Raw genomic sequence first — 20,390 nt, forward strand, 5'->3', positions numbered from 1 at the left:
GAAAATATGGCAATCACACATTCGGTGCAAGAAAAAAATTCTTAAGCAATATCGGAAGCTTTCGGCTGGATTCTGCCCCCAGTTTGCGTTTAATAGATTGTATTTTATAATAAATACTGCTCTCTTTTAGCTGCGTTAGCGTCGCGATTTCTCCGATTCTCTTCCTCTTAAAAAAATACAGATAGACTATTTTTCGTTCATCATCCGTCAAGCCATTGAACACTGAAGCAGGCGAAGGTGTTCGGCTTGAGAACACACGCAGCTTCTCATTCTGGTATGATACCTGCTTAAAGCAGAGGCAGGTTACCGGGAATTTTTCCATCAAAAAGCAGTAAGATAAGTAATCATCCCTGTCACAAACCAAATAGACTTTTTTATATTTATTCAGTATTTCATGAGCAGAATAAAAATTCCTGTACTCGTAACATTTAAAATCTGAATTGTCATTGGCGAGCAATGATAATCCGTAATTGAAAAAAGCATTTTTACTTGCCAATAAAAAAGCAGTGGACATAAGAACTATTCGCTATCAAATGTATTAGACACCTTAACTAAAAGTGACTATAAGGTATGAAAAGTACAAAAACCACCCTAAAAAATAATCCAATGCGATAAAATTATGTACCACAACTTATAGTGTAAATGGATTTAATTATCACTTGCAATTAATCCATAAAAAAGCCTGAACTATCGATTCAGGCTTTTACTTGCTCAAAATTTAAAATCAAAATGAATAACGAATATTGGCGTTAATTGCCTTATCAATATCGTAATGACCAAACGCCGAACGCTCAACATTAAGACTAATCCTGGTGTTTTCTTTTATTTCAGCATTGACACCGAAATTAAAGTTTACCCGGCTATCTTTACCATTTCTGATGGACGTTTTCCCGGCAAAATCACGAATGACCGTCTTCGCAGGATTAAACAGGTCATACTGATAATGAACGCCCGTCAGCGCGGTCAACTTCCAGTCTTTACCTGTGAAGGTTTTACCGATATCAACGCCGGTACGACCTATCAATGGATTATCCTGCTTACGCTGCATACGGATGTCTGAGCCTGCAGACTGCCAGTCAAACCGGTTTCCTGACACCGAGCCATAAACCAATTCCGTCTGCGGCTGAATAAAGGTTTCGTCAGGTAACGAGAAGCGCCAGCCGGTTTCTGCGCCCAGATACCAGGAATGTGAGCGGTAATCCTGCTCCGGCATTTCGATTTCGCTTGCCGAATAGTGGTTATCGTGGCGGACATATTTACCGATTGCATCCACATACAGCCCGGAGTCAAACATCGCGGAAGCATAGAAACCGATACCGGTTGATTTTGTCTGACCGGACCAGCCATCACCATGGCTGCTATTGTGAGTGAACGTTGCCGTCACACCGGTAAACAGATCACCGCCGTCAAACGCGTGCTTTCTGTCGGCTCCAATCTGCAGATGTGTCCAGCTGTTGGAATTGCCCGCCTCAGCGGAACCCGTACCGCTGAAGATTCGCGCCCACGCCCCGGTTTCACCGTGGGTGTTGCGCAGATCGCCCATGCGGTAGTTCAGGTTGTTCATCTCTGTCAGGAAGTTTTTAAATCCCGCATTCATAATTGATTTGCTGGCCTGCAGCGCCGCGTTGTCCTGCTGCACGTCAAATCCTTCCAGCCGCCATTGTTTACTGTTTTCGCTCTCCACGATGCCCAATTGCGGCGTGAAGGTATGAATACCCGCGCGCTGTGTCACTGGTTTGAGCGTGAACACATCGGCAGCCGTCGTTTTCGGCGCTGTGACTAACGCTACGGATGACATTCCCTGGCTCACTGAAGCCACAGACGGGACAACAACTAGCGCATTGTTTTTACCGGACAGCGACTGGTTAACCGTTACCGTATCTGCCGTTTTTCCATCAGTGTTCATGACGAATTGGCTGTTGCTTGCAGTCAGGGTGTCTACTGTCAGAGAGCCTGGTGAGCCGGCTTTGCTGAAGCGCACTTGCGAACCGTCCAGGTTGAGGGATTTCACCATGGACTGTCCGTCTGCCTGCCAGAGAGTATTCGTCATCGTCGCACCGGCGAGGGGCGCATTCAGGTTGCCACCATAAGCCGTGAACAGATTCTCACTGGCTTCCTCTGCTGTACCAAAATTCAGGTTGGCAGTATCATTCGCCTGAATATTTCCCGTTATTACGCTACCCGTGCCGACATTCAGCGTGGTGCCTTGGCCGTTAAAGCGCCAGCGCTCAGCCGAGTACTGTCCGGACAACAGCGAAAGTGTCGATCCCGCACCGGCAGCCACTTCACTGTCAGAAATCAGACCCAAGGTTGCCGTCAGCTTCGCGCCATCCGCCAGCGACAGCGATGAGTGGCTGAAGCTGCTTTTCTGGTTGAGAACGGCATCGGTGGACGCCACCGTCACCGAGCTGTCTGCGCTGTCAATCCCGCCGGTAAAATGCTCATTAATGTTAAGAGTAGAACTGTTATTCAGCTGTACGCGGCCGGTGAAACGGCTCCGATCGGCGTCGTTTGTCGCTTTAGACTGCCCGAATGACGACGTGGTTTTCACACCGTTACCGTCATTGAGGTCGATATAGAGATCTTCACTACCCAGCGTCACGGCAGAATGGTCTGCAAAAAGCGTTGTATTGAGGCTGGCATTCCTCGCCAGACTGAAATCAGTATTGTAAAGATTAAGCTGTTTCAGGCTGAACTGGCGGGTCTCCCAGTCACTTTGGGTAAAGGAAACCGGCTGAGTGAGGACAGAATTGTCGCCAAGCGCCTTCAGCTTATCCGCGACAGCCTGAGTACTGACGGCATGTACAACCGGATGCCCCTGAATAAACAGGCGGCCATTATGCTGGGTGAAGTTTCCCTCCGTGTTCATCCCACCATCCATGACAAAGTCGTTCTGCGTTCCGGGCGTCACGGTATTTTTAACATCAACATTACCGGTAAAATGGCCGTGCCAGATGTTGGCAACCGCCGTCGTGGCATCTGGCTTGTTGAAATCCAGGTTGACGGAGGCCTGACTCCCGCTGTTGGTCAGAATCGCCCCATCGTCGGCGCCGTTCAGCTGATGGAAGGTGAGGCTGTTACCGTTGATATCGAGCTTACCGCCGCGATAGCCCCATTTGATATTGTCGGGATTGACCTGTTTGTCATCGCTTAACACAACGGTTGGGCGACCGCTTACAATACTGACATTATTAAAGGCCTGAACATTACCATCGCTATCCGGCCGTTGTGCCAGGACGACAGTTCCTTCGCCAACATTCAGCCCTCCGGGGTTGATTCCCGTGCCGTTAACTTTTAATGTCCCGACACCAAGTTTGTGCAGGTTATCGCCCTGAACACCATTTACTTGCCAGTCAACGCTATGATCGCCGTTGATAATGATCCCACCACCTTTCCAGGTCTGAGAGTCGAGCGGTTTGACCGTATAATCGTCATCAAAAGTCAGCGTTCCTGCACCCTGGTTAACGGCATGTTCTAATACAACGGTGCCACCGCCCTGGAAGGTGAGATCTTTACCGCTGTTTAATGAGGTTGGCGCAGTAGGGCCGAAATTGCCATGCATTGACCATGAGGCTGCACCCTGGGTTAATGTGCCAACGCCTGTGTTATCATCATATGACCAGCGAATATCTCCCTCATTTTGTTGTGATTTAATGGGAGCATCAGCGTCCTGTTTCATGGTATCAGCCACATCTCCGACAGGGATGATCGTATACCAGTTAGTTTTTCCATTCACACCCGCGTAAGAATTGAGCACGGCAGTGACAACCCATTTATTTTGCTTAGCATCCCAGGCAAAAAGTGGGGAACCACTGTCGCCAGGTGTGCCATAGGTGGAAAGTGGCGTATTTGTTGTATTAGTGACAAAACTCCAGTCCGAAATAAACGGATGATTTACGATCCCCCCGGTTTTATACGAGTATGCCCCTGACAGCTTAGTCAGTTTACCACTCTCATCTTTTACATATTGCGTTCCCGTACCGACCCGATAGAAAACGGGGAACCGTTCCTGATTCTGATATGTGCCTTTGGCCGTTCCCGCGTCAGTCATATCCAGAGCGCTAACCTCTGTCACAATTTTGTTTAGTCGGGGGGTATGGAAGTCTCGCTTGTGGTTATTTCTGTCAACCAGGGTGTAGGTAGTGTCGTCGTTGTAACCAAACTTCACCTTTTTATAGCCCACATTGTGCTTAACGCTGACGATATATTGTGGCGCAACTAATGTAGCAACCCCAGTCCTGTCATTAGAACTGAAATCTATCATGGGCGCTTTATTTAACGTGGTGACGACATTTCCATTTTTATCATATAGCGGGATGTTTTCTGCATCTGGTTTAAACGAGCCTTTATTTTCAGCGAAATCGCGATATGTTTGATAATTAACCCCACTGCTGACAACAGAAGCATTTGATGCAGCAGAACATAATATCCCCAACATACTCACTAGCAGTACGCTTATTGATACTCGTGGAGTGATGTTCTTCCTTATACCTTCACTGACTTCTGAAACGACAACCGCCTCACCTTTACTGTTCTTTTTTATCGCGTATATCTTATTCACGTTTCCCCCAGTCACTATCCGCTTAAATAAATGACATTTAAATGAAAATCAGATCCAGTCAATAAAAAAAAGCGTCTTTTTATTTTTTTATCCTGAAAGAGCATTGTAATGAGGAATTTACTGCCACCTTTTTCTATTTTTATCAGCTCTATTGAAAATAAAAGAGTTAGTTATAAAAATTGAAACAATACAATTAACCGAATCGCAAATAAAAAAAACCGATAAAAAAGTAACGATTGCTATTTTGGGGTTTGCCAGAGAGTTTCCAGAACAATATATTCTGTCTCGCTCATTAAGATTGTTATGAGCTTGACTTAAGAATTAAGCCTATTAATGGAGTATAAAATGAAAAAGCTGATTTTAGGTTCGGCAATTGTGGCAGTTCTGGGTGTAGCGTCTAATGCTATGGCTGCGCCAAACAGCGGTACTGTAAACTTTACGGGTAGCGTTACCACTGCAACCTGTGACTTTTCTTTAAAAGATAGTACCAACGGAGATATTGCGAATGTTGATTTAGGTCTATTATCAACGACAAGTGCAGGTAATGGCACTCCGGTTGTGTTTAAGCTTGTGCCTTCAGATAATGCTTGTGTTAGTAAAACTGCTGCTAATGTAAGTTGGACATCTCCAACGCTGGCTCCTACTGGTATTACTAATGACATAAAAACAGGCGGAACCAATGCCTATCTGAAGGTGGCTGCAACAAACGCCACCCAAAAAGGTAACGCAGCTTTCATTCAGCAAGGTCAAACCGTCTTCGATTATACAGCCACGGCAGGAAAAATCCCATCATTTGATTATTCTGCAGTACTTACAAAACCAGCTACTGGTTTAACTGCTGGTGCATTTAACGCGTCAGCAAGCTATGTTGTAGCCTATAAATAATTATCTTTTGATTAAAAGGGAGTTACCGCTCCCTTCTTAAATAAGATACATGTCGGCAAGGTTTTAAAATGAAGATAAAAGTATTATGTGTCGCTATCATTTTTCATTTATGGTCGAATGAAATTCTTGCCGACGATTTTAACTACAGTTTTATCCGTGGTGGCAGTAAAGATGTACCTGAGGTGTTGAAGAATACCGGGCAAAACATACCCGGAAATTATGTTGTCGATTTACTATTTAATGGCTCCAAGACAGCGACCTCTGTAGAATTAGCTATCAGCAATGATGATGTTGATCATATTTGCCTTTCTGATAAATGGCTACAGGAAAAAAACATTCATATCAATAAAGAATTCTATAAACTGTATCTTAATCCCGCACGCAACTGCTATCTTATCGATAAAGAAAAGAACAGTCGGGTAAAATTTGATCCTTCCTTGCAGGAGTTATCAATTGATATACCTCAGGCCGGTTTTATCGATTCAAAAAAGGAAGGCGGCACCTGGGATTATGGCAGTACCGGTTTCAAACTCGCCTATGATCTTAATACGTCAAAATCTACTGACCAGGATCGGACAACATACGGTAACATCGAAGGCCAAATCAATATCGGCGAATGGGTCCTGTTGGGTAGGGGATATGCATATCAGGGAGAAAAGTTTGAGAGCAATAACCTGCTGTTAACACATGCGATAAAATCGATTAAATCAGATATTCTTATCGGTAAAACCCAGTCCTACAATACCCTGAACGATGGTTTTACCTTTTATGGCGCGCAGTTAAAGTCTAATCAGGATATGTATCCCTGGGACTCGCAGTCTTATGCTCCGGTCATTAATGGTATTGCCAGAACACATGCCCGTGTCACTGTCGAACAAGGCGGATACACATTAAAGTCGTTCGTGGTTCCACCGGGTCCTTTTGTGATTAACGATCTGACCGGCGTATATTCTGGCGACATTATCTTAAAAATTTATGAAGAGGATGGTTCGGTAAAAGAACAGCGATTCCCCGTCGCCGTGCTGCCAAATTTATTAAAACCCGGAAATTATAATTACAATATCGCGGTGGGGAGTAAAGTTGACCAATACAGTAACAAGCGTGATGATGACAGCTTATTCGCGCAAATCACTTATGATTACGGTTTTGAGCCCTTTACGCTCAATACCTCTGCACTGGTCGATAAAAACTATAACAACATTGGTCTGGGTCTTATCCGCTCTTTCGGCTGGTTTGGCGCGGTGGCAATGAGTGGCAATCTGTCACAGGCAAAATACCATAATGGTAAAGCCATGAACGGCTTTAGCGCATCGGTGAAATATGCCCGCACCTTAGGGGAAAACGCAAATTTACAGTTGATTGGTTATCGTTTTAACTCAGAAAACTATATTGATTACACGGATTTTAACTATCGCTATTACAGCCTGTTAAACAACAGGCCTAAACAGCGATACGAATCGATTATCACCTATCAGCTTCCGGAAATGAATGTGTTCTTCAACATGTCGGCCTGGAAGGAAGACTATTGGGACAGTTCCAGTGAGGTAGGTGCAAACCTGAATCTCAGTAAGAGCTTTAATAATATTTCTGTCTCTCTGAATGCCGGGTATTCCCGACTGCAGGGGATGGATAACGATTATAACACCGGTATTTCACTGAGCGTGCCCTTTAGCGTGTTTGATAAATCGCACTATAGCTTCTCTGGCATAAATTACGATCGCCGTAATGGTACGAATTTCAATACCGGTGTTTCGGGAAGCATTAATTCTCGCCTGAGTTATAACGCATCCATCAGTCAGTCACGCAACACCACGGGAAGCGCGATTTCAGCTTCTTATCTGTTTGATGAGGTTCAAACCTCGGCCAGCTATTCGCAAACGGGGAGCTCGTCCAGCTCTTCCTTCCAGGTTGGCGGAAGTGTTATCGGACTGCCAGATGCAGGTATTCTTTTTACGCCAGTGAAAAATGATGAAATTGCCGTTGTACAAATGGAAGATGTTCCAGGCGTCAGATTTAATGGTTCCATGCCTGGCGATAAAAAAGGGCGCGCTGTCATACCGTTAACCGCGTATAACAATAATACCATCACCGTCAATGCGGATAACTTGCCACAGAGCGTTGAGTTAACAGAAAACGCAATCAATGTGACGCCGACGGAAAACGCGATTATCTATAAGAAAGTGAAATACAGAAAAATTAACACGTATATCGTAAAAGTCATCAGCAGTAATGGTTTTGTTATTCCAATGGGAAGCATCGCTAAAAATGCAGAAAATCAGGAAATTGGTTACGTCAACAACGGCGGGATTCTGTTAATGAATCTTGAAGATAAAGATGAAGGGATCATTTCTGTTGGTGATTGCAAATTCGATTCACGATCGCTGCAGAAAGATATGGGTAAAGTACAGGAGATTAAGTGTGGCTAAGAACAATAAACTGAGAAAGTTTTTCATTTCTGCATCACTGTTGTTATTTACAGCATCAAGTCATGCGGCGTTTGTCCTTAACAGCACACGTTATGTGTTTGATGAAAAAAGAGAGAATATCTCTGTACAGGTTGATAACCAGTCTACTCAGGAATATGGCGGACAGATATGGATTGAAAACCAGGACCAAAACGACAAGAACGTCTATTTTGTACCCAGCCCCACGTTCTTTAAAGTGGCCGATCAGCACAAACAGATCCTGCGTATCCTGAAAATTAATGATGCGCTACCAAAAGATAAAGAATCGCTTTTCTGGATCAACATCCAAGAGATACCCAAAGCACCAAAAGACGGCGTGAATGCATTATCCATTGCGCTACATACTCAGGTCAAAATGTTTTATCGGCCTGATGCCCTGAAAGAGAAAAGGGAAAACGCCGAACAGAATATTAAAATGATAAGCAGTGAGGACAATACCGTTCTCTGGAACGACACCCCTTATTATTTTGCAATCATCAGTGTTAAACAAAACGGAACGCCCATTAAAGTTAGCGATGATATTAAAGATAAACTGTCTGTTTTTGCTCCAGGTGAAAAAATTTCGCTGGGTAAGTTAATTTCCAGTAACAGCCTCAGTATTGTAGCATTTGATGATTATGGCGTTGACAAAGAGTATAAATTAAACAAATCCTGATTCGTGTAAGGTTTTTATTATGTGTAAATTCATATTTACTCTTTTTATCGCTTTATTATCACTATCTTCCTTACCTTCCAAAGCAGCTAACTGTAGTGGAGGTTCCATACTTTTTGATACAGATCCCAGTGATAAAAGTTACTGGAGGTATGGTTATACATCAGCAAATGATGATCCATTGTTAATAATGCGAGTAATCCTACAAGGTAAAATGACTTGTGATCCGGATTATACTGATGGTGCTGGACGATCGGTGAGTGAAATGCGCATGAATCTAACCAGTGGAACTTGTAAAAACTCTACCACCATAACGACACCCTATCCAGGTATTGAATGGAAACTGGAGGGGATGCGCTGTGAAGGCAATAATATTATCTCCAACAATGTTCAATCTAAGCCATGGGGGGATAATAATAGATACAACTGGCCCTCAGGCACTGTCTTGGGGAAAGCCAGTATTGTCGTAAATGATCAATATTGGATACAAAATAAGCAAACCGGGCAATATACGGTTAATATCCAGCCGCTTTCGCAAGGAAATACACTAGTATACAGCACGGCGGTTAATGTAAGTTCTAAGTTAGGGGGATCGATTCCTTTTATTTTTAAAGATACTGCGACCTGCGCAATGTCACTTTCTACAGAAAATTTAGATTTTGGTAAATTAACACCAAGTAATGTCAATAGTAACTCTTTATATAAAGAGTTAAAAGTCTATTATTCGTGTAAAAATAAAGCACTGATAAATGGATTATATGTTCGATTCGACCCGGAGAATGTAGTTGATGCGGCAAATGGTATGTTTAGTGCCAGTGATAGTGATGGACGGAAGCTGAACTTCCAAATGACCAGGGTGTATGGAGATTTTCATACCGTCCCCCTTAATGCGAATTATAAAATATATGAGCCGTCCAAAAAAGATCTTGATGCTACTGCGACATTCAGAATCTACGTCAAGCCTTCAACCCCATTTCCCGCCGGTAAGGTTTCTACCTACCTGAATGTTTCGCTAATATACCGATAGGCTGGATTAATTATGCACAAATGGTTAATCTTTTTTTTGATAATTTTTCCATTTCACAACGCATCTGCGTCGAAATCAGTGCAGAGGAGAGTGACGATAAACGCCGAGTTAGCCTTAAACACGTGCGCATTGTCACTCTCTCCGGCAAACCTGAACTTTCAACAAATCAGCTTTAGCCAACTTGAAAACAACGCAACTACACCACAGACAGTTGATTTGAATATTGCTTGCAGTTGGCCCGCAACCGGGATCTCACTAAAATTCTCGCCTGCTGCTGGCGTTTCCAAGAGCAGCACTAACCTGATGAATACGGGGTTATCCGGCGTTGGGCTTGCGTTGTCATGGAAAGATCCAGCCGGCACAGATTTTAAGTCGCTAGAATTAAATAAGCCTTTTGCGCTCCCAACTGCATCAAGTAACAAAAATGAAACGCTTGGTCAGTTTCAGCTGTTGCCTAAACAAATTCCGGGTGAAACGCTCCAGGCAGGGAATATTTCCACCAGTCTGACTGTCGAGGTGACCTATGATTGACAGGAGATGTCTTTTTTTCCCATTGCTGGCGGGACTGTTAAGCACATTAACGGCGTTTAATAACCAGGCCGCACAAAAGGCAAGCGTAAGTCTCCCCATTGCAATGCAGGTCACTAATCCTCAGTGCCAAATCAATAAAGGGCTTGGCCTGCCTGAAACCGTGCAACTTCCGCTAATCACAACTTCAGGTGCCTTATTAGGTGATAGTAACGTTGAAGTTCCCATTGTGATTGACTGTGCCAGTGATATCACCAAATTTGAAGTTACTCTGGCAGGGGGCAGTAATTCGAAACTCAGCACGTCAAATAATAAGGTTGATATCACCTTGTCATGGAAGAAAGGTGGAGGAGCCGTAGAATTCGGGAAGCCGATCGAGCTGAGTAAAGCACCGTTTCTTGTGAGCCAAAAGCAATTTGATGGCTCCTTATTGGCCAGAGTGTCTCCACATACAGGGAACATACCGGCAGGTAATTACACAGCCAGTTTACCGGTGACGTTTACTTATTATTGAGATAGCATAATAAAAGCTGGGGAAATTCCCCAGCTTGTTAATCAATTAATCAAACACGCCATTGATAATTGCGGTCACTACTGAGGTACTCAGTGCAATAAGAACGAAATCATTCCTTACTATTTTCCATTCATAGCCAGGATAATAAGGCCGTTGCCCCAACATCGATGCCGGAACCGTTTTTTTCGCAATGCCTGGTGGTAAGGAGCCACACCCCGTCAGGCCATAATTCACCGCCAAATGTCGGGCAGCCGAAAAACTGATATCAGAATCGACATGATCCGGTTTGCCATATTTTTTACGGTGATCGGATGATGCGTTATTTTTCTGACCCGCATTGCCTTTCTGCGCATTCCCTTTATTTCCGTGATTATCACTATTATTGCCATGGTTGCCACTATTACCATTGCCGTTCCCATTGCCTGGATTCGCCAGTGCCGTGGTGGCAAAGAGCGAAAGAGAAATGAGGGTTGCCAGTACAACTTTTAAACCATGCCGTGTACCTATGCCCCTGTTCATCACCCGTGCTGAGTGGCAGGTGCAGCGCTGAATCATCCAGTTTGCGGGTCGCCACCAGCAACACCCGGAATCCTTGCGCGTTGTAATCTTTCGTTTTCGCCAGCAGTAACTCACGACGGTTTCATTCAGCGCGACCACCTTGTCACCATCAGCATCTCTTCCACTGCGCCTTTGCAAATCAGACTATTATCACCGTTACGTACATCCTCTACCGACGCAGATACTAGGGTTATTTCTCTTTTTTTATCAGGTATTACAGGGGTTTTGTTGACTTCGAGGGAGCTCAGGAGAGGCATTTTGGCGGAAGATCACAGGAGTCGAACCTGCCCGGGAACGCTGGCGTCCCCAACTGGATTTGAAGTCCAGCCACCTCACCGGAGATGACGATCTTCCGCGCCTCGATTGCTACATGGAGGCGGGGCGCATTATAGCTACTTCCAAACGTTTCCACACCCCCTCACTCACTTTTTTAACTTCCGTTTCTCTATACCATGACCAGTTTCAAATAAATCCCCGCAAAATCCATTACTTACACTTAGACACATTTTTAGACGCTACGCTGATCACAGAAAACAAGAATCGTAATTTGATAACGAGATATCGGAATACCCGCGCTCACAGGGATGGTTTACAAGAACTGTAACCGGTATCAGGGCGTGTGAAAGTGCTAACAAGGATGCGTAATGAAAAGTGAAATTCTGTCTGTTAAAGAGAAGATTGGCTACGGAATGGGCGATGCGGCTAGCCACATTATCTTCGATAACGTCATGTTATATATGATGTTCTTCTATACCGATATTTTTGGTATCCCAGCCGGATTTGTTGGCACCATGTTCTTACTGGCCCGCGCGCTGGATGCCATCTCAGACCCTTGCATGGGGCTGCTGGCCGACCGTACCCGTTCGCGCTGGGGGAAATTCCGTCCGTGGGTGCTGTTTGGCGCACTTCCGTTTGGTCTGGTTTGCGTGCTGGCCTACAGCACGCCGGATCTCAGCCTGAACGGCAAAATGATTTATGCCGCAATCACCTACACGCTGCTGACCCTGCTTTATACCGTGGTCAATATTCCCTACTGTGCGCTGGGCGGCGTGATCACTAATGACCCTACGCAGCGTATCTCTCTGCAATCATGGCGCTTTGTGCTGGCGACGGCGGGCGGCATGCTCTCCACCGTGCTGATGATGCCGCTGGTGAATCTGATTGGTGGCGAGGATAAAGCGTTCGGCTTTCAAGGTGGGATTGCGGTGCTCTCCGTGGTGGCGTTCCTGATGCTGGCGTTCTGCTTCTTCACTACCAAAGAACGCGTGGAAGCGCCGCCGAGCACCACCTCTATGCGTGAAGACCTGCGCGACATCTGGCAAAACGACCAATGGCGCATCGTCGGCCTGCTGACCATCCTCAATATTCTGGCCGTCTGCGTTCGTGGCGGGGCGATGATGTATTACGTCACCTGGATTTTGGGTAAGCCGGAGGTGTTTGTCGCCTTTCTCACCGCCTATTGCGTCGGCAACCTGATCGGCTCTGCGCTGGCAAAACCGCTGACCGACTGGAAATGCAAAGTCAGCGTCTTCTGGTGGACCAACGCTGCGCTGGCGGTGGCGAGCCTGGCGATGTTCTTTGTGCCGATGCACGCCAGCATCACCATGTTTATCTTTATTTTTGTCATTGGTGTACTGCACCAGCTCGTTACGCCAATCCAGTGGGTAATGATGTCCGACACCGTTGATTACGGCGAATGGTGCAACGGTAAACGCCTGACGGGGATCAGCTTTGCGGGCACGTTGTTCGTGCTCAAGCTGGGTCTGGCGCTCGGCGGGGCGCTGATCGGCTGGATGCTGGCGGGCGGTGGCTACGACGCCGCCGCGAAAACCCAGAACAGCGCCACCATTAGCATCATCATCGCCCTGTTCACCATTGTCCCGGCGATTTGTTACCTGCTGAGTGCCGTGATTGCCAAACGTTTCTATACCCTGAAAACGCCGTATCTGACGGAAATTATGAGTCAGTTGGCTCAGGGCGCGCGCCGCAACCAGCAGGATTTCACGACGAAAGAATTACAGAACTAAGGAACTGACGATGAAAATTAGCGATGGAAACTGGCTGACCCAACCTGGCCTGAATTTAATACACCCAATTCAGGTGTTCGACGTTGAACAGCAGGGTAATGAGATGATTGTCTACGTTGCGCCGCGCGACGTGCGTGAACGTACCTGGCAACTGGATACCCCACTCTTCACCTTACGCTTTTTCTCGCCGCAGGAAGGGGTGGTGGGCGTACGTATGGAGCACTTCCAGGGCGCGCTGGATACCGGCCCACATTACCCGTTGAATGTGTTGCAGGACGTCAATGTTGAGATGCGAAACACCGCTGAATTTGCCGAACTGAAGAGCGGCAATCTGAGCGTTCGGGTGACCAAAGGTGAGTTCTGGTCGCTGGATTTCCTGCGTAATGGTGAACGTATTACCGGCAGTCAGCTAAAGAATAGCGGTTACGTGCAGGATACCCACAGCGGGCGTAACTATATGTTTGAGCGTCTGGATTTGGGCGTGGGGGAAACGGTGTACGGGCTGGGGGAGCGTTTTACCGCGTTGGTACGTAACGGCCAGACGGTGGAAACCTGGAACCGCGATGGGGGCACCAGTACCGAGCAGTCTTACAAAAACATCCCGTTTTATCTCACCAACCGCGGCTACGGCGTGCTGGTGAACCATCCGCAGTGCGTGTCGTTTGAAATCGGCTCTGAGAAAGTGTCGAAAGTGCAGTTCAGCGTTGAAAGCGAGTATCTGGAATATTTCGTCATCGACGGCCCAACGCCGAAGGCGGTGCTGGATCGCTATACCCGCTTTACCGGCCGTCCGGCGCTGCCGCCAGCCTGGTCGTTCGGTCTGTGGCTAACCACGTCATTCACCACCAATTACGACGAAGCGACGGTGAACAGCTTTATCGACGGCATGGCCGAGCGCAATCTGCCGCTGCACGTCTTTCACTTCGACTGTTTCTGGATGAAGGCCTTCCAGTGGTGCGACTTTGAGTGGGACCCGGTGACCTTCCCGGACCCGGAAGGTATGATCCGCCGCCTGAAAGAGAAAGGGTTGAAGGTGTGCGTATGGATAAACCCCTACATCGGTCAGAAATCCCCGCTGTTCAATGAACTGAAAGCGAAAGGGTATCTGCTCAAGCGCCCGGACGGTTCCCTGTGGCAATGGGATAAATGGCAGCCGGGCCTGGCGATTTATGACTTCACTAATCCACAAGCCTGCGAGTGGTATGCCAACAAGCTGAAAGGTCTGGTGGATATCGGCGTAGACTGCTTCAAAACTGACTTTGGCGAACGCATCCCCACGGATGTGCAGTGGTTTGACGGTGCCGATCCGCAGAAAATGCACAACCATTATGCGTACATCTACAACGAACTGGTGTGGAACGTGCTGAAAGAAACCGTCGGTGAGGAAGAGGCGGTGCTGTTCGCCCGTTCGGCCTCCGTGGGCGCACAGCAGTTTCCGGTGCACTGGGGCGGCGACTGCTACGCCAACTATGAATCGATGGCGGAAAGCCTGCGCGGTGGCTTGTCTATTGGCCTGTCCGGCTTTGGCTTCTGGAGCCATGATATCGGCGGCTTTGAGAATACCGCTCCGGCGCACGTCTACAAGCGCTGGTGTGCGTTTGGGCTGCTCTCCAGCCACAGCCGCCTGCATGGCAGTAAATCCTACCGTGTGCCATGGGCGTACGATGACGAATCCTGCGATGTGGTGCGCTACTTCACCGAGCAGAAATGCCGCATGATGCCGTACCTGTATCGTGAAGCAGCGCGCGCTAATGCGCAGGGCACCCCGATGATGCGCGCGATGATGCTGGAGTTCCCGGACGATCCGGCGTGTGATTATCTCGACCGCCAGTACATGCTGGGCGATAGCGTGATGGTCGCGCCGGTGTTTAGCGAGGCGGGCGATGTGCAGTTCTATCTGCCGGAAGGACGCTGGACGCATCTGTGGCGTAATGATGAGGTGGCCGGCAGCCGCTGGCATAAGCAGCAGCATGACTTCCTGAGTCTGCCGGTTTATGTGCGTGACAATACCCTGCTGGCGCTGGGCAGCAATAACCAGAAGCCGGACTACGCCTGGCATGAAGGAACCGCGTTCCAGCTGTTCCATCTGCAGGAGGGGCGGGAAGCACTCTGTGAAGTTCCGGCTGCTGACGGCTCGGTTATCTTCACGCTGAAGGCGGTGCGCACGGGTAATACCATCATCGTGCAAGGTAGTGGAGATGCGCGTAACTGGACGCTGTGCCTGCGTAATATTCCACAGGTTAGCGGTGTGAAGGGTGGTTCATCTGCGGGCAGCGAGTGGGGAACGGTTGTCACGCCGGATGAAGATGTGCTGACGATAACCCTGTAAGCGAATCTGAACGTGGTGCCGGATGCGTCTTATCCGGCCCACGCCGCGAGCAGCGTTCCAGATCTGAAAATCAAAAACATCCCGACTTAAATTTTTACCTCACCATATTTGCGAGCGCTATCACTCTAATTCCCGCGAAAAATGTGATCTGCGCCGTAAATATCTCACTATTTCCTCTTTTTGTCTTATTTCTGTCCGGAATACAGGACACGATTTAGTATTGTTGGCGCATCGTAGTCCTCTTATATTTATCATCACGGATTACACGTGGAGCATAAATGCTTCTTTATTACCTAAATAATTCGAGTTGCAGGAAGGCGGCGACGTAGCGAGTCCCCTGAGCGTACATAAGTACGTGACAGGAGTGAGCGAGGAAAGCCAACGCACATGCAGCTTGAAGTATGACGGGTATAGATATTTAATCTGGTATGTAATAAGGGTAAATAATGCAAATGATTACCTCGCGACAAAACAGATTATTAAAGTTTCTTCTGTCCCGGAAGGAATATGTTACGCTGCTAAAAATTGCCGAGTATTTATCTGTTTCAGAGAAAACCGTCCAGCGCGATCTGCGGTTACTGGAACAATGGTTATCGGAATGGAAAATATCCATCGATAAACGTGCCGGTGCGGGCGTGATATTAAGTGCCGATAACATTACTGACCTTTTATATCTGGATCAGTTATTAGGGTCGGAGGGTGATGATGCTGACGGCATGATGAATAATTCACGGCGGGTTAAGATAGCCTCGCAATTATTAAGTGAAACGCCGCATGAAACATCGATCAATAAATTATCCGAACGTTATTTTATTAGTAGTGCATCGATTGTTAACGATCTGAAAGTGATTGAATCGTGGATTACCCCGCTGGGCCTGTCGCTGATTCGCAGCCAGAGCGGCACACACATTGAAGGCAGCGAGAGCGGGGTGCGCCAGGCGATGGCGTCGCTGATTAACGGTGTGATTAACCATAATGAACCTGGAAGCGTGATTTATTCACGACTTGATCCGGGCAGTTATAAAGCGTTAGTGCATTACTTTGGCGAAGAAGACGTTTTATTTGTCCAGACGCTGTTGCAGGAAATGGAGAACGATCTGTGCTGGTCGCTGGGCGAGCCTTATTACGTCAATATCTTTACTCATATTCTGATCATGATGTACCGCATTACGCGGGGCAATGCGCTACCGAGAAAAGAAGAAAGCATCACGTCATGTGATGAGAACATCTTTTCCATTGCCAGTCGCATGATTCAGCATATTGAAAAACGCATTGCCCACCCGCTGCCGGAAGACGAAGTCTGGTTTATTTATCAATATATTATCTCCTCCGGTATGGTGATTGAAGAGCATAACGATGTGAGCGTGATTGGCCATATGCACTCCAGCGACGAAGCACGCTTGATTACCCATCGGCTGATTGCCACCTTCGCCGAAATGGTTGACTGCGATCTTAGCCAGGACACTGCGCTGTATGACGGATTGCTGATCCATATTAAGCCGCTGATTAACCGCCTGAACTACCAGATCCGCATTCGTAATCCGCTGCTGGAGGACATTAAAGGCGAGTTGCAGGACGTCTGGCGTCTGACTCAGTGCGCGGTGAATCGGGTGTTTAGCGGCTGGGGCGAGCGGGCTGTGTCGGATGATGAGGTGGGATATTTAACCGTGCATTTTCAGGCCGCGATGGAGCGTCAGATAGCGCGTAAACGTGTGCTGCTGGTTTGCTCAACCGGTATCGGCACCTCTCACTTACTCAAAAGCCGCATTCTGCGCGCCTTTCCGGACTGGACCATCGTCGGCGTGGTGTCGGCAGGCAGCTTGCCCTCCGTCCTGACGGACGATATTGAACTGGTGGTATCGACGATCAATTTACCTGCCGTTGCCATGCCGGTCGTGTATGTCACCGCCTTCTTCAATGATGCGGATATTAAGCGGGTAACAGAAACGGTTATTACGGAAAAATTACATCGGGCGACGTCGCTGGTCGTTGAAAATTAATGTCATGAACTCCATGAGGTATGATTTATGGACATCACGAAAATACTCAATACAAATCGCGTTATTTTGGACATGAAGGCCACAAACAAAACGGAGGTTATTGAGGAACTGACGGATATTCTGCAAAAAGATGGGGCAATTAGTTGCCGGGAAACGTTTATTCAGGATGTCTGGCAGCGTGAATCAGAAGGCTCGACCGGCTTCGAAAATCATATTGCGATTCCGCACGGGAAATCCTCGGCGGTGGTCAATACCACGCTGGCGATTGGGCGTACCCGCCAGGATATTCCCTGGGAAACCCTGGACGGCAGCAACGTGCGCTGCATCATTCTGTTTGCCGTACGCCTTGAAGATCAAAACACTACCCATATTCGTCTGCTTTCGCAGGTTGCTGGCGCGTTGGCGGATGACGACATTATTGAACAACTGTTAGTCGAAAGCAGTCCACAGAAAATTATTGAGCTTTTTAGCCAATATGCTGAATCCAATGTCTGCTAAATAAAACGTGGAGCATGTTATGAATATTGTTTGTGTTGCCGCCTGTACGGCGGGTATTGCGCACACCTATATTGCCCGTGAGAAGTTAATTAAAGGTGCTAAAGCGCTTGGTCATAATATAAGAGTAGAAACCCAGGGGACTATCGGCACGGAAAACGAACTGCTGACAGAGGACATTTCTGCTGCTGATGTCGTGATTCTCGCTGTGGATGTAAAAATAAAAGGGGAGGAGCGATTTTTAAATAAACGTATTGTGCGAGTGAAAACCGAAATTGTCATAAAGTCGCCCATTCAGTTTCTTGAAAAGGTCGAAAAATCATTAGTTAATAATAACCAGTAGCGATCCCCATTCTGGAGGGATTTCACATGAGTGAAAATAAAATTCCGCTATCTCAGGAAATAAAAAGACATTTATTAACGGGGATTTCGTGGATGATCCCGTTAATTGTTGCCGCCGGGATCTGTATTGCTCTCGGGCAAATACTTGGCGGCACTAACGTGGGTGAAAAAACAGGAACCATACCCTGGATGCTCAACCAGATTGGCGGCTGGGGGATGGGGTTAATCGTACCGCTGATTAGCGCGGCGATTGCGTACTCTATTGCTGACCGCCCCGGATTCGCACCGGGTCTGATTGTCGGCTTTGTCTGCGGTGAAATTCATACCGGTTTTATCGGCGGGATGCTGGGCGGTTTTCTGGTCGGTTATACCGTCCTGCTGCTCAAGCGCTATATCCGTTTGCCGCAGTCGATGCAGGGGTTAATGCCCATCATGGTGCTGCCGGTACTGAGTACCGTCATTGGCGGCCTGTTGATGATGACGCTCATTGGCAAACCGATAGCCTGGCTGCAGGACGCGTTGATTCATCTGCTGGAGTCCATGCAGGGCGGGTCACGCTTTTTAATGGGGGCCATCCTTGGCGCAATGGCGACATTCGACTTTGGCGGACCGGTGAATAAAACCATGTCGCTATTTGCTGACGGCATGTTGGTCAGCGGCGTGTACGGTCCGGAAGCGGTGAAGTTTGTCGGTTCGATAATCCCTCCGTTCGGCATTACGCTCTCCTTTTTGCTGACGCGTCACAAGTACACCCGTGCGGAGCGCGAGGCGCTGAAAGCGGCATTCCCGATGGGGATCTGCATGATTACCGAAGGGGTCATTCCCATTGCGGCGCGCGACCTGCTGCGCGTGGTGGGGTCCTGCGTAGTGGCCTCGGCGATAGCGGGCGGTCTGATTATGGTGTGGGGCGTCGAAAGCCCGGTACCGCACGGCGGCATGTTCGTGGTCCCGCTCTTTACGCATCCGCTACTGTTTTGCCTGGCGCTGGGGATCGGCACGGTGATTTGCGGCGTCATGCTGTCGTTGTGGAAGAAGCCGGTGACCGAACGTGACGAAGAGTTTGATGAACTTAGCGATCAAAAGCTGAAAGACGAAGAGATCACCTTCACCCTGGAATAACCGGAGGCCGTATGTTTGCCGATATGAAAAGCATGGTGACGAAAGCCTGGCGCGAGCAGTACGCGCTGCTGGCCATCAACTGTATGAACCTGGAAAGCGCCCGTGCGGCGGTGCGGGTGGCTGAGAAACACCGTGCGCCCATCATTCTGAATCTGTATCAGGGACATCTGGGCCATTTTCCTGCACCGATAGCGGTGGCGGTCGTCAAAACGCTGGCAGAGGAAGCGTCGGTACCGGTCGCGCTGGCGCTGGATCATGGAAAGGACCCAGTGCGCATTCGCCAGGCTTTTCGCGCCGGATTCAGCGGGTTAATGATCGACGCCTCTGCCTTTGCGCTGGAGGAGAACATTCGCCAGACCCGGGCGGTGGTTGAGCTCGCGACCAGCGTTTCTCTGTGCGTGGAAGGTGAGCTGGGGCATCTGGCCGACGCCCCGCGCTATGATCACGCAGCTAACGCTGATTTGATGACCCAGGCCGCCGATGTGGAGCCCTTTATCCAACAGACCGGTATCGATTTACTGGCGGTCTCGGTCGGCACGGCACATGGCATGTACGCGCCCGGTGTCATACCCGCCATTGATTTCCAGCGACTGGAGGAAATTGCCCGTTTATCAACGGTGCCGCTGGCGCTGCATGGCGGCAGCGGGACGCCGTTTGACCAGCTACAGCGCTGCCCGACGTTTGGCGTCGCCAAGATAAACGTTGGCGCGGCGGTTTTCGAAGCCGGAAAGGCTGCACTACTGCATACCCTGTGTCGCGACACATCCGGTGAACTCGTTGATGCCCTGGCCCTGATGGAGCAGGCCTGCGAGGAAGCCATTATTCCGTACCTGCAGGCCAGCGGCGCTATCGACAAAGCCTGATTCGTTTTCTGTAACGCCTTCTATG

15 protein-coding genes, 1 tRNA gene and 1 pseudogene are annotated in these 20,390 nt (G+C 48.1%); 13 read left to right on the forward strand and 4 right to left on the reverse strand.

What is annotated here, in order from left to right; genetic code table 11:
* Positions 1-724 precede the first annotated feature (724 nt).
* Positions 725-4,561, reverse strand: a complete 3,837-nt coding sequence (locus tag OGV52_RS09300; RefSeq protein WP_287108406.1) for a S6 family peptidase — start codon at positions 4,559-4,561, stop codon at positions 725-727.
* A gap of 345 nt (positions 4,562-4,906) precedes the next feature.
* Here OGV52_RS09300 and OGV52_RS09305 point away from each other — a divergent pair, with 345 nt between their 5' ends.
* The 6 genes from OGV52_RS09305 to OGV52_RS09330 all read left to right on the forward strand — a co-directional run bounded on the left by OGV52_RS09305 (position 4,907) and on the right by OGV52_RS09330 (position 10,632).
* Complete coding sequence (locus OGV52_RS09305; RefSeq protein ID WP_153689887.1) at positions 4,907-5,446, forward strand: fimbrial protein; 540 nt, start codon at positions 4,907-4,909, stop codon at positions 5,444-5,446.
* Positions 5,447-5,514: 68 nt separating this feature from the next.
* The gene (gene pefC, locus OGV52_RS09310) at positions 5,515-7,872 is read left to right on the forward strand and encodes a PefC/AfrB family outer membrane usher protein (RefSeq protein ID WP_287108407.1); all 2,358 of its coding nucleotides are present in this window, start codon (positions 5,515-5,517) and stop codon (positions 7,870-7,872) included.
* Entirely contained in the window at positions 7,865-8,566 is a 702-nt protein-coding gene (locus OGV52_RS09315) for a fimbrial chaperone (RefSeq protein WP_200046800.1), read from the forward strand. The genes pefC and OGV52_RS09315 overlap by 8 nt, the downstream gene beginning before the upstream one ends.
* Before the next feature lie 19 nt (positions 8,567-8,585).
* Positions 8,586-9,590 carry a fimbrial protein gene (locus tag OGV52_RS09320; RefSeq protein ID WP_200046801.1) on the forward strand — a complete coding sequence of 335 codons (1,005 nt, stop codon included), beginning with the start codon at positions 8,586-8,588 and terminating at the stop codon, positions 9,588-9,590.
* Between the two features lie 12 nt (positions 9,591-9,602).
* Positions 9,603-10,121: a fimbrial protein gene (locus OGV52_RS09325; RefSeq protein ID WP_200046802.1), complete on the forward strand. Its 519-nt coding sequence runs from the start codon at positions 9,603-9,605 to the stop codon at positions 10,119-10,121.
* The gene (locus tag OGV52_RS09330) at positions 10,114-10,632 is read left to right on the forward strand and encodes a fimbrial protein (RefSeq protein ID WP_287108408.1); all 519 of its coding nucleotides are present in this window, start codon (positions 10,114-10,116) and stop codon (positions 10,630-10,632) included. Before OGV52_RS09325 ends, OGV52_RS09330 begins: the two co-directional genes overlap by 8 nt.
* 45 nt (positions 10,633-10,677) lie before the next feature.
* On the opposite strand, the gene OGV52_RS09335 is transcribed toward OGV52_RS09330, so the two are convergent.
* The 3 genes and pseudogenes from OGV52_RS09335 to OGV52_RS09345 all read right to left on the reverse strand — a co-directional run bounded on the left by OGV52_RS09335 (position 10,678) and on the right by OGV52_RS09345 (position 11,544).
* Positions 10,678-11,139, reverse strand: a complete 462-nt coding sequence (locus OGV52_RS09335; RefSeq protein WP_235117027.1) for an anti-virulence regulator CigR family protein — start codon at positions 11,137-11,139, stop codon at positions 10,678-10,680.
* A 7-nt stretch (positions 11,140-11,146) separates the two neighbouring features.
* Positions 11,147-11,375, reverse strand: a pseudogene (locus OGV52_RS09340) (hypothetical protein); the annotation flags it as partial.
* Between the two features lie 74 nt (positions 11,376-11,449).
* Positions 11,450-11,544: transfer RNA gene (locus OGV52_RS09345), tRNA-Sec, on the reverse strand.
* A 290-nt stretch (positions 11,545-11,834) separates the two neighbouring features.
* On the opposite strand from OGV52_RS09345, the gene OGV52_RS09350 reads away from it, so the two are divergent.
* From OGV52_RS09350 to OGV52_RS09380, 7 genes are all read left to right on the forward strand, one after another.
* Positions 11,835-13,217: a glycoside-pentoside-hexuronide family transporter gene (locus OGV52_RS09350; protein WP_016155017.1), complete on the forward strand. Its 1,383-nt coding sequence runs from the start codon at positions 11,835-11,837 to the stop codon at positions 13,215-13,217.
* A 10-nt stretch (positions 13,218-13,227) separates the two neighbouring features.
* Complete coding sequence (yicI, locus tag OGV52_RS09355) at positions 13,228-15,546, forward strand: alpha-xylosidase (RefSeq protein ID WP_287108409.1); 2,319 nt, start codon at positions 13,228-13,230, stop codon at positions 15,544-15,546.
* A 446-nt stretch (positions 15,547-15,992) separates the two neighbouring features.
* A complete protein-coding gene (locus tag OGV52_RS09360; RefSeq protein WP_016155015.1) occupies positions 15,993-17,546 on the forward strand; it encodes a BglG family transcription antiterminator in 1,554 nt (517 codons plus the stop codon).
* 27 nt (positions 17,547-17,573) lie between these two features.
* Positions 17,574-18,044: a PTS sugar transporter subunit IIA gene (locus OGV52_RS09365; RefSeq protein ID WP_003842172.1), complete on the forward strand. Its 471-nt coding sequence runs from the start codon at positions 17,574-17,576 to the stop codon at positions 18,042-18,044.
* Positions 18,045-18,063: 19 nt separating this feature from the next.
* On the forward strand, positions 18,064-18,384 hold the full coding sequence (locus OGV52_RS09370) for a PTS fructose transporter subunit IIB (RefSeq protein WP_016155014.1): 321 nt from the start codon (positions 18,064-18,066) through the stop codon (positions 18,382-18,384).
* Positions 18,385-18,410: 26 nt separating this feature from the next.
* On the forward strand, positions 18,411-19,502 hold the full coding sequence (locus OGV52_RS09375; RefSeq protein ID WP_016157774.1) for a PTS fructose transporter subunit IIC: 1,092 nt from the start codon (positions 18,411-18,413) through the stop codon (positions 19,500-19,502).
* An 11-nt stretch (positions 19,503-19,513) separates the two neighbouring features.
* Positions 19,514-20,365 (forward strand): class II fructose-bisphosphate aldolase, encoded by an 852-nt coding sequence (locus OGV52_RS09380; RefSeq protein WP_047415757.1) that lies wholly within the window; start codon positions 19,514-19,516, stop codon positions 20,363-20,365.
* The last annotated feature ends 25 nt before the right edge of the window (positions 20,366-20,390 follow it).

Source organism: Citrobacter sp. Cb041 (genome assembly GCF_030336655.1).
Classification (GTDB): domain Bacteria; phylum Pseudomonadota; class Gammaproteobacteria; order Enterobacterales; family Enterobacteriaceae; genus Citrobacter; species Citrobacter braakii.

What these genes read in the sequence shown, in the direction of transcription:
- OGV52_RS09305 (WP_153689887.1), top strand. Translation starts at nt 4,907, where the DNA reads ATGAAAAAGCTGATTTTAGGTTCGGCAATTGTGGCAGTTCTGGGTGTA.
- pefC (WP_287108407.1), top strand. Translation starts at nt 5,515, where the DNA reads ATGAAGATAAAAGTATTATGTGTCGCTATCATTTTTCATTTATGGTCG.
- OGV52_RS09320 (WP_200046801.1), top strand. Translation starts at nt 8,586, where the DNA reads ATGTGTAAATTCATATTTACTCTTTTTATCGCTTTATTATCACTATCT.
- OGV52_RS09325 (WP_200046802.1), top strand. Translation starts at nt 9,603, where the DNA reads ATGCACAAATGGTTAATCTTTTTTTTGATAATTTTTCCATTTCACAAC.
- OGV52_RS09330 (WP_287108408.1), top strand. Translation starts at nt 10,114, where the DNA reads ATGATTGACAGGAGATGTCTTTTTTTCCCATTGCTGGCGGGACTGTTA.
- OGV52_RS09350 (WP_016155017.1), top strand. Translation starts at nt 11,835, where the DNA reads ATGAAAAGTGAAATTCTGTCTGTTAAAGAGAAGATTGGCTACGGAATG.
- yicI (WP_287108409.1), top strand. Translation starts at nt 13,228, where the DNA reads ATGAAAATTAGCGATGGAAACTGGCTGACCCAACCTGGCCTGAATTTA.
- OGV52_RS09360 (WP_016155015.1), top strand. Translation starts at nt 15,993, where the DNA reads ATGCAAATGATTACCTCGCGACAAAACAGATTATTAAAGTTTCTTCTG.
- OGV52_RS09365 (WP_003842172.1), top strand. Translation starts at nt 17,574, where the DNA reads ATGGACATCACGAAAATACTCAATACAAATCGCGTTATTTTGGACATG.
- OGV52_RS09370 (WP_016155014.1), top strand. Translation starts at nt 18,064, where the DNA reads ATGAATATTGTTTGTGTTGCCGCCTGTACGGCGGGTATTGCGCACACC.
- OGV52_RS09375 (WP_016157774.1), top strand. Translation starts at nt 18,411, where the DNA reads ATGAGTGAAAATAAAATTCCGCTATCTCAGGAAATAAAAAGACATTTA.
- OGV52_RS09380 (WP_047415757.1), top strand. Translation starts at nt 19,514, where the DNA reads ATGTTTGCCGATATGAAAAGCATGGTGACGAAAGCCTGGCGCGAGCAG.